At 46.4% G+C, this 13,213-nt stretch carries 11 protein-coding genes; 5 read left to right on the forward strand and 6 right to left on the reverse strand.

Translation table 11 applies throughout. The annotated features are described in order from the left end of the window. The 3 genes from gspE to gspC are packed head-to-tail and all read right to left on the reverse strand — an operon-like array spanning position 1 to position 4,450. Complete coding sequence (gspE, locus tag A142_RS02455; RefSeq protein ID WP_019826480.1) at positions 1-1,503, reverse strand: type II secretion system ATPase GspE; 1,503 nt, start codon at positions 1,501-1,503, stop codon at positions 1-3. Next, the gene (gene gspD / locus A142_RS02460; RefSeq protein WP_019826482.1) at positions 1,503-3,527 is read right to left on the reverse strand and encodes a type II secretion system secretin GspD; all 2,025 of its coding nucleotides are present in this window, start codon (positions 3,525-3,527) and stop codon (positions 1,503-1,505) included. Before gspD ends, gspE begins: the two co-directional genes overlap by 1 nt. A 41-nt stretch (positions 3,528-3,568) precedes the next feature. After that, positions 3,569-4,450, reverse strand: a complete 882-nt coding sequence (gene gspC / locus A142_RS02465) for a type II secretion system protein GspC (RefSeq protein ID WP_048607614.1) — start codon at positions 4,448-4,450, stop codon at positions 3,569-3,571. A 331-nt stretch (positions 4,451-4,781) separates the two neighbouring features. On the opposite strand from gspC, the gene hslR reads away from it, so the two are divergent. From hslR to A142_RS02485, 4 genes are all read left to right on the forward strand, one after another. Beyond that, positions 4,782-5,168 (forward strand): ribosome-associated heat shock protein Hsp15, encoded by a 387-nt coding sequence (hslR, locus tag A142_RS02470; RefSeq protein ID WP_017062490.1) that lies wholly within the window; start codon positions 4,782-4,784, stop codon positions 5,166-5,168. 18 nt (positions 5,169-5,186) lie between these two features. Beyond that, positions 5,187-6,080 carry an Hsp33 family molecular chaperone HslO gene (hslO, locus tag A142_RS02475; RefSeq protein WP_019826486.1) on the forward strand — a complete coding sequence of 298 codons (894 nt, stop codon included), beginning with the start codon at positions 5,187-5,189 and terminating at the stop codon, positions 6,078-6,080. A gap of 337 nt (positions 6,081-6,417) precedes the next feature. Next, positions 6,418-8,043, forward strand: a complete 1,626-nt coding sequence (gene pckA / locus A142_RS02480) for a phosphoenolpyruvate carboxykinase (ATP) (RefSeq protein ID WP_017062492.1) — start codon at positions 6,418-6,420, stop codon at positions 8,041-8,043. Between the two features lie 154 nt (positions 8,044-8,197). Beyond that, a complete protein-coding gene (locus A142_RS02485) occupies positions 8,198-10,168 on the forward strand; it encodes an AsmA family protein (RefSeq protein WP_019826488.1) in 1,971 nt (656 codons plus the stop codon). Positions 10,169-10,226: 58 nt separating this feature from the next. On the opposite strand, the gene A142_RS02490 is transcribed toward A142_RS02485, so the two are convergent. Genes A142_RS02490 through A142_RS02500 form a run of 3 tightly spaced genes read right to left on the reverse strand, consistent with a single transcriptional unit; the run spans position 10,227 to position 12,526 of the window. Continuing rightward, positions 10,227-11,162 carry a bifunctional GNAT family N-acetyltransferase/hotdog fold thioesterase gene (locus A142_RS02490; protein ID WP_017065806.1) on the reverse strand — a complete coding sequence of 312 codons (936 nt, stop codon included), beginning with the start codon at positions 11,160-11,162 and terminating at the stop codon, positions 10,227-10,229. A gap of 16 nt (positions 11,163-11,178) precedes the next feature. Continuing rightward, a complete protein-coding gene (dtd, locus tag A142_RS02495; RefSeq protein WP_004735590.1) occupies positions 11,179-11,613 on the reverse strand; it encodes a D-aminoacyl-tRNA deacylase in 435 nt (144 codons plus the stop codon). Then, entirely contained in the window at positions 11,585-12,526 is a 942-nt protein-coding gene (locus A142_RS02500) for a virulence factor BrkB family protein (RefSeq protein ID WP_019826491.1), read from the reverse strand. Before A142_RS02500 ends, dtd begins: the two co-directional genes overlap by 29 nt. Before the next feature lie 42 nt (positions 12,527-12,568). Between A142_RS02500 and A142_RS02505 the strand changes: the two genes are divergently transcribed. After that, positions 12,569-13,210 carry a DUF2959 domain-containing protein gene (locus A142_RS02505; protein ID WP_019826493.1) on the forward strand — a complete coding sequence of 214 codons (642 nt, stop codon included), beginning with the start codon at positions 12,569-12,571 and terminating at the stop codon, positions 13,208-13,210. Positions 13,211-13,213 lie beyond the last annotated feature (3 nt).

A 13,213-nucleotide genomic window follows, 5' to 3' on the forward strand; every position in this document is an offset into this window, starting at 1 on the left:
TTAGACTTCCTTGGTCACGCGCATCACTTCTTCTAGGGACGTTACCCCTTTAAGAACTTTGCTCAAGCCATCATCTCTAATACTTGGTGTTGTGCCACGAATTGCTTTCTCAATTGCCTGTTCACCAGCTTCACTGTGAATCAGCTCTTGCACCGAATCGTCAATCATCAATAGCTCATGAATACCGGTACGGCCTCGATAGCCTTTGTGACTGCAGCTTTCACATCCTTTTGCATGGTAAAGCGTCAAACTCTCTTTCTTCTTCAGTCCAAACAGCTTTTTCTGCTCTTTATCAGCTTCATAAGGTTCTTTACAGTCGTTACACAGAGTACGAACCAAGCGCTGAGCCAGAACACCCAGCAGCGAAGAAGAGATCAAGAAGGGTTCGATGCCCATATCACGTAGACGTGTAATCGCACCGATTGCAGTATTGGTGTGAAGGGTCGACATTACTAAGTGACCGGTCAAAGAGGCTTGAACAGCGATCTCCGCGGTCTCCAAGTCACGTATCTCACCAATCATTACGACATCGGGATCTTGACGAAGAATGGCACGTAAGCCACGAGCAAAGGTCATATCAACCTTAGGGTTCACCTGTGTTTGACCAATGCCATCGATATCAAATTCGATTGGGTCTTCAACGGTTAGAATATTTCGCTCATTACTGTTGAGCTCTTGCAGGCCAGCGTACAAGGTCGTTGATTTACCAGAACCTGTAGGACCCGTCACCAAAATAATGCCGTGTGGGCGCTGAATAAGCTTGCGGAAGTTTTCGTGGTTCTCTGCTGTCATGCCTAAACTGTGCAAGTCTAGACGAGTCGCGTTCTTGTCCAACAGACGCATTACTACACGCTCACCGTGCGAAGAAGGCATGGTTGAAACACGAACATCAACCGCTCGGCCACCGATACGCAGAGAGATGCGGCCATCTTGTGGCACGCGTTTTTCCGCAATATCCAGTTTAGCCATAACCTTGACACGCGAAACCAATAACGGAGCCAGTTTACGGCTCGGCGCTAACACATCACGTAACACACCATCAATACGGAAACGGATAGACAGTGACTTCTCGAAGGTTTCGATATGAATATCCGAAGCCCCTTCTTTGATCGCCTCTCCCAGCATCGCATTGATTAGCTTGATGATTGGCGCATCGTCTTCCGATTCGAGCAAGTCTTCATCTTGTGGCAGTTCTTCTGCTAACGAGAAGAAGTCGTCGTTGTCGGCACCAATATCTTCCATCAATTGGCGCGCTTCTGAAGAATCACGTTGGTACGCATCGGTCAGCTTTTTATCAAACTCATCGGCGCTGATCGCTTGTGGCGTGAAACCATTTTTCACAACACGGCTTACTTCAATGATCGCCGCCGATTTTAGAGGCTCTACATAATAGAGTACCGGCGGACGCTCTGGGTGCTGATATTCCAACACCATCTTGTAGCGATTCGCAAAGCTAAACGGCAAGCGCTGATAAGTACGTGCCGCCCCTACCAATTCAGCCATTATTCTGTTTCCATTTGATCGATGAAGGCTTGGATTTCAGCCGGGTGATTCATATCGGTACCAAATTTAGGCAATACCGGGATATTATCGTCAGCCATCAGTTTCAAACCTTGCTCTGCCTTGTACAGCTGCTCAGCTCGAATGAAGTTGTATTTACGCTGAGTGATACCATCTGCTGTCATGCCATCACGGATGATGGTTGGCTTAATGAATACCATTAAATTCTTTTTCTCAACCTGAGTACTGGTTGATTTGAACAGGTGCCCAAGAACAGGAATATCACCTAGGAATGGCACTTTAGACTCACTCTCTAACGCACGTTCATCAATCAAACCACCAAGCACCAACATTTGGCCATCTTGAACAATCACAGACGTATTTAGCTGTCGTTTAGCAAAACGTACATCTACCGCGCCGTTCGCGCCCAATACGTTCGACACTTCTTGTTCAATATTCAGCTGAACTGAGTCACCTTCGTTGATCTGTGGCACCACTTTAAGCTTGATACCCACTTCTTTACGTTCAACCGTTTGGAATGGGTTATCGTTACTTGAACCCGCCGTCGAGCCAGTTAAAACCGGAACTTCTTCACCAACGATGAACGACGCTTCGCCGTTGTCCATCACGGTAATACTTGGAGAAGATAGGATGTTTGAATTGGAGTCGGTTGCTACCGCACTGATCAAGGCAGTCCAGTCACCCATTACCACGCTCATGGCTGCGCCATTAACACCTGAAAGTGCAGAGGCTAATGTTGAATAATCACCTTCTTCAGTGGTGGTTTCGTTTCGTAGGAATTTTCCGTCAGAGTCATAAACAGCGGTGGTTGTAGTAGAATCTTTAGCTTCTTCTAAACCCACCATTACGCCACCGATCGATGCACCAGTGTTGCTGTACTGGATCATTGCACCCGTTTCTAGGTTACCCCATTGCACACCAAGGTTAACGCCATCGCCTTCTGCCATTTCAACAATCAAGGCTTCAATCAATACTTGAGCACGACGAATATCCAGTTGTGCGATCACGTCTTGCAGCGCATTCATAATGTCTGGCTGTGCAGTAATAACCAAAGAGTTGGTATCACTGTGGGCGGAAATCATTACTTGGTTGCGTTGCGATGAGCTGCCTTTGGTTGATGACTGCTTCTCTGATTGTAGGTTGTCCGACACGCCTTTCAGCACATCAACCAGATCTTCTGCTTTTGCGTATTTGAGGTAGATAACTTGGTTGTTGCCCTTGGTTGCCATTTCGACATCAAGCTGCTCGATAAGCTTTCTTAATCGGCTACGAACCTTAGGGTCACCTGAAATAAGGATCGCATTGGTACGCTCATCAGCAACCAATTTAGGTTGTAGGAACGCTGGGGTGTTTTTCGCATCGGTGGTCTTATTCAACGCATCAACGATACGTACCATTTCTGCCGCGGAAGCATTCTTTAGCTCAACGACTTCAATCTCTTTATCACCCGCTTGGTCAACGCGCTTGATGATTTCAGCTAAACGGTTTACTACCGCCGCTCGGCCTGTAATAAGGATGATGTTGGCTGGGTCGTAATGCACAACGTTACCCGCGCCTGCATTGTCGTTCAATTGACGAAGCAGAGGAGAAAGTTCACGAACCGAGACATTACGAACCGTCACTACGCGTGTCACTACGCTATCACCAGTGATCGAATCACGGTCACCAACAACAGGGATTGCCGAGGTTTTCGAATCTTTAGCTTTGATGATCTTAAGAACACCCGAGTCCATTTCAACGACTGCGTAGCCATACACCTCTAGTACGTTTAAGAAGAAACTGTAATATTGCTCTTCATTCAATACGTCGTAGCTGCGTACATCGATTTTTCCGCGCACCGATGGATCAACGATGATGGTCTTCTCTAGGTTACGACCAACAATATTAATAAACTCTTGAATATCAGTGCCTTTAAAGCTGGCACTAAAATCACTCGCGATGGCTGCGGGTGTGCAGATTAAGCTTCCTGCCAATAACCATGCACTTTTCTTAAACCAATGCTTCACGTACTTCTCCTACACTTTCGTCCTTCGTTAGACGCAAAGTTTTAAAATTCAATAAACACTTCATGTTGTTGACCATCTCTCTCGACGACGAGATTTAACTCTGTCAGCTCTGAGATAGAACGAAATATGTTGCCCATAGCGGCTGGGTCTGTCAGGTCTTGACCATTTAACTGAGTAGCAATATCTCCGTTTTGGAGCCCTACTGAGTTAAAAAGTTCTGAATCTTTGCCAGGGCTCACACGATAACCAATAACGCTATCATCGCGCTTCACCTGAGACAGTCGAACATATTGGAAGATTTGTTGCGGATCTTTCATTATCTTCGCTTTAATTTCATCAAGCTTCTCTTCTGCAGAAGCCGGGTTATTACCACGAACCGAAGAAGAGCTACGAGGTGGCGCAGGCGCTGATACAGCCAAACGCTTGTACTCAATACCTTCAAGCATCAAGGTTTCGTCTCGTCCTGAGTTATCAATGATAACGCGATCGATTAATACCGCTTTTAACTTGGCTCGAGTGCCTTCAATCTCTTCATTAATTCCGTAGGTCGCTTGCGTGCCGCGATTGGCGATCACCGCTAAGCTCAGTTTTGGATTCGAGCTCGCTACTGCACCCACTAAAACGAGATTTAATCGCGTCTTAGGCGCATCTTGGATAACTTGCTGTTCAACCACAGCGGGCGTGCTTGGGTTGTAAGCACCAAACATGTTGCTCTGCTGCAAAGAAGAGATATCAAGGGTCGATTGAGGTGCTGAAGATGATGAAGCGGTTGCTGCCCAAGGCGCGACAGTTTGCTCAGCAGGTTCGATAAACCATGCAAGCTGTCCTAAAATCCATGCGGAAGCTGCAATCAATACACAACAGGTCGCTAAGCTTAGTTTCTGCTGAAGTACAAATCCATTCTCTAATAAGCGGCTCAACATAGGAGAATTCCCTACGCGATTTTTGAGCTCTAAAAAGTTCACTTTCCTAGTCCCTTTTCATGACGACAAACGCTGCAAATCATTAAACTTTCAGCTTTTTTATTCATTCGTTCGATACCAAGCTTATTTAAGCAATAAGATCCTGAACTATATCATAGCAAATCGATAAATCGGCATAACATGGCTATTTTGTATTATGACTTGAAAAAAATGCTAACCGCCTCCACTTTAAGCTTCTACTTAATGTGATAAGCATCATCAAAAACATGTTGCGCACTGTTCATTACAGTTAAACCGCATTCATTTCTCACTTAATAAGGCACAGCCCTATATGAAAACTGCTAATGAAGCTGTCAGACTCGATAAATGGTTGTGGGCAGCTCGTTTTTACAAAACCCGGTCTATTGCTCGCAACATGGTCGATGGTGGCAAAGTCCACTATAATGGTCAGCGCAGCAAGCCAAGTAAAATTGTCGAACTTGGGGCTGTGATTACACTGCGCCAAGGTAATGAAGAAAAGACGGTAACGATCGAGAAAATCTCAGCCCATCGTGGTGGAGCTCCGATCGCTCAAACCCTCTATGAAGAAACCACCGAAAGCTTGGCAAAAAGAGAAGAGTTTGCACAACAGCGCAAGCTAAATGCTCATAGCCCAGCCCCAGAACGTCGCCCAGATAAAAAGCAACGTCGTGACATCATCAAGTTCAAGACTCAATAAGCTAGAAGGAATAGCCAAATGGCAGACCCAATGTCTACAAGTAATGTTTTAAATCGCTACCTATTTGAAGACCTATCAGTACGTGGTGAATTGGTACAGATGGACGAAGCGTACCAACAGATTATTTCTAGCAAGGAATACCCAGCTCCAGTACAAAAGCTGTTGGGTGAGCTACTGGTTTCAACGACGCTACTAACGGCGACCCTAAAGTTTGAAGGTTCTATCACGATGCAGCTGCAAGGTGACGGCCCAGTATCTCTAGCAGTTATCAATGGCGATCACGATCAGAAGATCCGTGGTGTTGCTCGCTTTGAAGGCGATATCGCAGACGACGCTGGTCTACACGACCTAATGGGTAAAGGTCACCTAGTGATCACCATCGATCCTAAGAAAGGTGAGCGTTACCAAGGTATCGTTGGTCTTGAAGGTGACACGCTGGCACAAGTGCTTGAAGGCTACTTCGCTAACTCTGAACAGCTTAAGACTCGTCTATGGCTGCGCACTGGCGAGCATGAAGGCAAAGCACACGCTGCAGGTATGTTGCTACAAGTAATGCCTGACGGTACTGGTACTCCAGATGACTTCGAGCACCTAGAGCAACTAACAGACACAGTTAAAAACGAAGAGCTATTCACTCTAGAAGCGAACGAACTGCTTTACCGTTTGTACAACCAAGAGAAAGTACAGCTATTCACACCACAACCGGTTGAATTCTTCTGCGGCTGTTCACGTGATCGAAGTGCAGCAGCAATCATTACCGTTGCTCAAGAAGAGATCTACGACATCCTAAGCACCGAAGGAAGCGTTGGTCTACACTGCGATTACTGTGGCACAAACTACTCGTTCGACAAGAATGATGTTGATGCACTGTACGCAGAAGCAGCAGATAAAGGCAGCAATACGGTTCATTAATTTACGGCGTACCAAAAACACGTAATTTACCCCAAAAAGGTCAGCACTCAGCTGGCCTTTTTTGTGATCAAAATGGCGCAAACTCCGTAACATCTCGTAATAAAATCACCGCTTAATTTTAATCAATTAATAACGTTCCCGCCCCTAGCGCAAAGGTTTGCGTACAGGATAGACTAGTTGGGCCAATATGTGACGAGACGCTTAAAACCCCATGGTTAATATGGATATTTTTTGAGCTATATCCCTGTTTCCCCCGAGTCTCGTTGCTAGCATGGTGAGCAGATAACAATAAAAAATTAATACAAAATCCCTACAAAATATCCTACAAGGAGCACCTATGACCGTTATGGAACATACAAAGGCTGCACAAATTGATCTAACTAAGCACGGACTGACTGGCGTTACTGAAGTTCTTCGTAATCCTAGCTACGAGCAGTTATTCGTTGAAGAAACACTGCCAGGTTTGGAAGGCTACGAAAAAGGCGTAGTAACGGAACTAGGCTCTGTTGCGGTAGACACTGGTATCTTTACTGGCCGCTCACCAAAAGATAAGTACATTGTTAAAGATGACACCACGCGCGATACCATGTGGTGGTCAGATCAAGGCAAAAATGACAACAAACCGATTACAACTGAAGTATGGAATGAGCTGAAAGAGCTTGTGACAACTCAGCTATCTGGCAAGCGCCTGTTTGTCATCGACGGTTATTGTGGTGCTAACCCTGATACGCGCTTAAGTGTACGTATTATCACTGAAGTAGCGTGGCAAGCGCACTTCGTTAAGAACATGTTCATTCGTCCAACTGACGAAGAGCTAGCAACGTTCGAACCTGATTTCGTGGTAATGAACGGTGCTAAAACAACCAACCCTAACTGGGAGAAGCAGGGGCTAAACTCTGAAAACTTCGTTGCTTTCAACCTAACAGAGCGCGTTCAAATCATCGGTGGTACTTGGTACGGCGGTGAGATGAAGAAAGGCATGTTCGCAATGATGAACTACCTGCTTCCTCTGCAAGGCATTGCTTCAATGCACTGTAGTGCAAACGTCGGCGAGAAAGGCGATGTAGCCATCTTCTTCGGTCTATCTGGTACAGGTAAAACTACGCTTTCAACCGATCCTAAGCGTGAGCTAATCGGTGATGATGAGCACGGTTGGGATGACGATGGTATCTTCAACTTCGAAGGTGGTTGTTACGCGAAGACGATTCGTCTATCTAAAGAAGCAGAACCTGAAATCTACAATGCAATCCGTCGTGATGCACTACTAGAAAACGTAACGGTTCGTGGTGATGGTTCTATCGATTTTGATGACGGTTCAAAAACTGAGAACACTCGTGTTTCTTACCCGATTCACCACATCGATAACATCGTTAAACCAGTATCAAAAGCCGGTCACGCTCAAAAGGTTATCTTCCTGACTGCTGATGCATTCGGTGTACTACCACCCGTTTCTAAACTGACTCCAGAGCAAACGAAGTACCACTTCCTATCTGGCTTCACTGCGAAACTAGCGGGCACTGAGCGTGGTATTACTGAACCAACACCAACGTTCTCTGCGGCATTTGGTGCGGCGTTCCTTACTCTTCACCCAACTCAGTACGCTGAAGTGCTTGTGAAGCGTATGGAAGCAGCTGGCGCTGAAGCCTACCTAGTGAACACCGGTTGGAACGGTACTGGTAAACGTATCTCTATCCAAGATACTCGCGGCATCATCGACGCTATCCTAGATGGCTCAATCGACAACGCTGAAACTAAGGTTATCCCTATGTTTAACCTAGAAGTACCTCTAGCGCTACACGATGTTGACCCAGCGATCCTTGACCCACGCGATACGTACACTGACCCTCTACAATGGGAAAGCAAAGCGAAAGATCTAGCAGAGCGCTTCATCAACAACTTTGATAAGTACACTGACAATGCTGAAGGTAAATCACTGGTTGCGGCTGGCCCTCAACTGGACTAACCCAATCATCTGCTCGGGCTTAGCCAAAAGCGAACGCCCAATTTAAAACGATATTTTTGTAGCAAGCCCCTCTTTTGAGGGGCTTTTTTGTTGATGCTTGACCCTTTTTGTTCCACTCTGTTTTGAGACTATTGAAATTTAAGGCTTTCAGGGAATGAAAAAGGTATTCATGGTGTTCGGCATTGTGTTGGCTATCGCCGTTGCAACTATCGCAGCGCTGCTATTAAGCCTGCAGACCCAATACCGTGCGGATGTTGCTAACTTTTTTATCAAACATACGATTGAACAACCTGTACTCATTGAAGATGTTGAGTATCAGGCGCCTTATCACATCACCTTAATGGGCATTACCCAAAGCCAACCAGAAAAGCAGACATCTCTGTATATCGACAAGATCGATCTTTGGTTCAGCCCCAGCTCGATGACAGAGGCCAAACTGGTCTTGGAATCTGTTTTGATCAGTGGCCTGCAATTAGAAGCAGACGATCTAAGAACACTGACATCTTTATTTACCCAGCCAAACATCAAGCTCCACCAGCTGGCCATCAACAATCTCGACTTTTCGACGCCAGAGTTTAATGCGCGAGGCATCGACCTGCAGATCTCCGCCCCAAAATGGAACAACGACAACTCACTTCTCCCTTATGGAAAAACCCAACTCTCTGCCTCACAACTGTATTGGCAAGGTGAAGCATTCGATAATCTGTTGATTGACCTAGACTTAAAACCTAGCAATAGCACGCTTTATGGTGCTTCATTTGACTGGCGTGGCGCCAAGATTTCCGGTCAAGCAGAGCAGTATCAACAAGATTGGTCGTTGGTGAACGTGACCGTCGATGGCTTACGACTCAATCAGAAACAGACCCAAAGCCTACTAAACAAAGAATGGGATGTGGCAGGTATTCAGATCAATCACATTAATAGCTTAGATATTCTACGTAGTGACGTAGAGTGGCAAGATGGCCACCTCGCAGCCTTTGATGCCTCACTAGAAAATATCCAACTGCCTTTTGAAATCTGGAAACAACAGAAAGCCATTTTTTCTCTGCAGGCAGAAGGAGTGACCATTGATGATGACATGTTCATCGAGCCAAGCCTCAAGCTCAACCTAGAAACAAACCAGATTCTGATTGAAGATTTCTATACTCAATTCCTGCAAGGCACTGTTCAGCTCAATGGCGAAGTCACCCCTAGCAGCATTCAATTAGCGCAACTCGACCTGCAAGGCATCAAGTGGATTACCGAAAACCAAGATAGCCCTCTAGTCGTAGCTCGACTAATACCTTGGCTTACACAACTCCAGAACGTCGAGATTAGCCGACTTAATATAGAACGCAGTCAACTCATCCAACTCGCACAACAACCTTACTGGCAGGTCTCTGGATTACATGTCGAGGGGCATCAAGTTCAACTGCTGCAAGATAGAAAACTGGGCTTGTGGCAAGGGAAGCTGATGGCGAGCGCCAATGATGCCAGCTACCAAAATATTCTCAGCGCACAGCCTGTGGTTGAGATGAATAGCGAACAAGGAAAATGGACGCTGACACGTCTGTTTGCACCACTCAGGAATGGCTACATTGAAGCCAATGCAACGCTCGATTTTAACCAAATCAGCAAGCCGTGGAGCTTAGACATTTCTGCCGATGGGTTACCCATTGCGCCGATGCTGCAGCAACTTGAATTACCGCTCGATGCAACCGGGTATGGCGAGTTTGAACTTCAAGCCGCAGGTTTATATGGCGACTCTCTGATGCTCGGTTACTCAACCACAGGGCAACTCACTGGCAGCGTTCGCCAAGGTGTGATGACCTTTAATGACAAGCTTTCTGAAACATCGACTGATAACGTGTTTGAAATTCCAGAGCTTAATGCGCATTTTGACCGTGGGCGCTTCACTCTCGAACCGATGCACATTATTGGTGCATCAGCAGCAGAGCAAGGCGAACAAAGGGTTCAAACGCTCAATGGCGAGGCTTCTGGAGAACTCGACTTGCTTAAAGCCGAGCAACACACCCTCTCGATTACCCTATCGGACCCATGCCATCAAATCTCAGGAAAGCTCACCCAAGCTGAGTATTCGGAGATTAACGACTGCCAACAAAAAAGCGCCACTCCACAGGAGTAGCGCCTTGTATCTTTAATCTGTATCTGTATCTGTATCTGTATCTGTTAGCCAGTGTCAGCTATACGTTTACGTTGGAGTCTGTTGATAATCGCTTTTTGTAGTCAGGGATCAGCATATAGGTTCCCGTAAACTCAACCGCTTCCACATCGCCGCTATGAATGGTCACGTGAATGATGATACGTGCCTTTCTTCCTGACGCAAGGCGATCCAAGTCGCCACTGATCCCATCCAATGAAGTAGAGGCAACAGGGTTTTGCTCAACCGGGTGACGATAACGAATATTACTGTCTGCCAGCACGATATCACCGGTCAGCCCGCGCTCTTTCATCAATAACCAAGTCATACCCCAACCGGTTAAAGTCGCTAAGGTAAAAGCGGAGCCCGCAAACATGGTGTTATGCGGGTTCAAGTTGGGATTCAGCTGAGCACTACACTCAAATTGGTAACCCGTGTATTGGTTGATCTTGATGCCCATCTTGTCACTGATCGGGATCTGATGTTCCCAGCGCTGCTGAAGCTCATTACACCACTCAGGCTTGCGTAGAACGTCTGCCATTGGGTCAAGATGCTTAACCATCTGTTGGTGACGCACAGGGCCACGTTGATCGTTAATCTCACCGCGACGTTCAAATTCATTCTTCTCATAGAATGAGATCGCATCTTCACGTGCATTACACACCAAGCGCTTAGCACCCTCTTGGCGAGCCAATGACTCAAGTGCGACTAGAATCAACGAACCCATGCCTTTACTTTGGCGAGATTTCTTCACCGCCATGTAGCGGATCTGACCTTCCAGATCTGGGGTGATATACAGACGACCAATCGCCATCGGGCGACCACGACCATCAACAATCATGCGATGGTGACTCATTGGGTCATATTCATCGCGCTCAGAACCTACCGGCATTCGCCAAGGTTCACGGAGCATCTGCCAACGAAAATGGTAATACTTGTTTAGCTGATTTTCGGTGGTCGGTGTTATGAGTTTAAACATGCTTATTCCTTTAAGCCTAAACCTGCAGCCAGAATGTCACTGGGCCATCATTAACCAAAGACACTTTCATGTCGGCAGCGAATCGGCCACGTTCCGTTGGCAACACTGATTCACACTGGTCAGAGAAATAGTTGTAAAGACGCTCAGCATCTTCTGGGTGAGCACCACGAGAGAACCCTGCTCGTGTCCCTTTCTTGGTATCGGCCGGCAGAGTGAATTGAGACACCACTAATACCTTACCTTCTACCTGCTTCACGTTGAGGTTCATTTTATCGTCTTCATCTCCAAAGACACGATAAGTGGTCACTCGTTCCATCAAACGTTTGGCTTTGGCTTCGTCATCACCTTTTTCTACGCCTAACAGAACCAATAAGCCTTGCTCAATCTCACCCACTACTTCGCCATCAACACGGACGGCAGCTTCACTTACTCTCTGGATCAGTGCTATCACTGTTGTTTCCTTGCTCTGTGATTTTGTCTTTATCCGACGAGTGTACCATTTCTTTCGAGTCACTCCACTGTTCCTGCTCACCCAATGCAGCGGTCACCTCAGCACCCACCAACACAATCAACCAGCACAAATAAACCCATACAAAAAGAATTGGTATTGCCGCTAATGCGCCATAAATCAACTGGTAAGAAGGGAATTGAGTTATGTAAGCCGCGAAACCTTTCTTACTGAGTTCGAACAACAGAGCCGCCACTAGAGAACCTGCAGCCGCATGAGAAAAGTGTATCTTTTTGTTGGGAACCAACAGATACAGACCGAAAAACGCAAAGAAAGAGAGAATCAAAGGAAGTTTGCGAATCACGGTATTAAAGGCGCCAGACACCACCTCGTTTTGCAGCAAGCTCAATGATGTCACATAAGAAGTAGCAGCAATACTCGCCCCGACTAAGATAGGTCCTAGCGTAAGCACCATCCAGTACATAGAAAAAGACAGCACCGCACGTCGCTTCTCATCGACACGCCAGATGTAGTTTAAGTTCTTATCAATATTCGAGATCAGCATCAGCGCTGCAATGAATAAGAACACACTACCGACCGCCGTCATTTTTCCGGTATTGGCAACGAACTCTAACAACGCACCGTGTACGGCATCCCCAGACGCGGGAACAAAGTTGGTAATAACGAAGTTTTGAATCACGATACCAACATCAGCAAAGATGGAGAATGACGACAAGATAGAGAGCAGAACCGTCAGCATCGGTACGATCGAGAGCAAAGTAATGTACGCCAAGTAACCCGCATTCACATTGACTCTATCGTGCGTCATTCGCGCCAAAAGATAGCGAGAAAACTGAATACTGAGTGTGGCGACCTTTTTTATCTTCAACTTGTAACTCCCTTGTAACTCGTTCATAGTCCTAATTAATATTCCTTTATTTAACTATAGGAAACTAGGATGCCTTATTTAATAGTTATAGTCCTCTCTATTTTTACTCTTACTGGATGCCAGTCAGCTTATTACTCCGCAATGGAGCAAGTGGGTTACCACAAGCGTGACATTATGGTCGATAGAGTGGAAGACGCTAAAGAGTCACAGCAGGATGCTCAGGAAGAGTTTACCAGCGCACTTGAAGCACTCAGCAGCCTGACTAACTTCAGTGGCGGCGACCTTGAAGACATGTACAACCAAATCAACGATAAATACCAAGACAGCGAGAAAGCTGCGCAAAATGTCAGTGACCGCATTGCTGCGATTGAAGATGTGTCGGATGCGCTATTTGAAGAGTGGCAGGGTGAGTTAGACCTCTACACCAGTGATTCACTGCGCCGCTCGAGCGAGCAAAAGCTTCGTGAAACTAAATCGTCTTACCAAACGATGCTGTCAGCAATGAAGCGCGCCGAGAAGAAAATGGACCCCGTGCTCAATACCCTTCGCGACAACACGCTTTACTTAAAACATAACCTCAATGCGAGCGCTGTCGGTTCACTGCAGGGCGAGTTTATGAGCTTAGAAAAAGACATCGCCTACGCGATCCAACAGATGAATGCTGCGATCGCAGAATCGGATAAATTCCTTGCTCAACTAAACCAGAAATAACGC

Origin of the sequence: Vibrio splendidus 12E03 (genome assembly GCF_000272105.2) — a bacterium.
Classification (GTDB): Bacteria; Pseudomonadota; Gammaproteobacteria; order Enterobacterales; family Vibrionaceae; genus Vibrio; species Vibrio splendidus_I.

Coding starts and splice junctions, on each gene's coding strand:
- gspE (WP_019826480.1), bottom strand. CDS start 1,503: ATGGCTGAATTGGTAGGGGCGGCACGTACTTATCAGCGCTTGCCGTTT.
- gspC (WP_048607614.1), bottom strand. CDS start 4,450: ATGTTGAGCCGCTTATTAGAGAATGGATTTGTACTTCAGCAGAAACTA.
- hslR (WP_017062490.1), top strand. CDS start 4,782: ATGAAAACTGCTAATGAAGCTGTCAGACTCGATAAATGGTTGTGGGCA.
- hslO (WP_019826486.1), top strand. CDS start 5,187: ATGGCAGACCCAATGTCTACAAGTAATGTTTTAAATCGCTACCTATTT.
- pckA (WP_017062492.1), top strand. CDS start 6,418: ATGACCGTTATGGAACATACAAAGGCTGCACAAATTGATCTAACTAAG.
- A142_RS02485 (WP_019826488.1), top strand. CDS start 8,198: ATGAAAAAGGTATTCATGGTGTTCGGCATTGTGTTGGCTATCGCCGTT.
- A142_RS02490 (WP_017065806.1), bottom strand. CDS start 11,162: ATGTTTAAACTCATAACACCGACCACCGAAAATCAGCTAAACAAGTAT.
- A142_RS02500 (WP_019826491.1), bottom strand. CDS start 12,526: ATGAACGAGTTACAAGGGAGTTACAAGTTGAAGATAAAAAAGGTCGCC.
- A142_RS02505 (WP_019826493.1), top strand. CDS start 12,569: ATGCCTTATTTAATAGTTATAGTCCTCTCTATTTTTACTCTTACTGGA.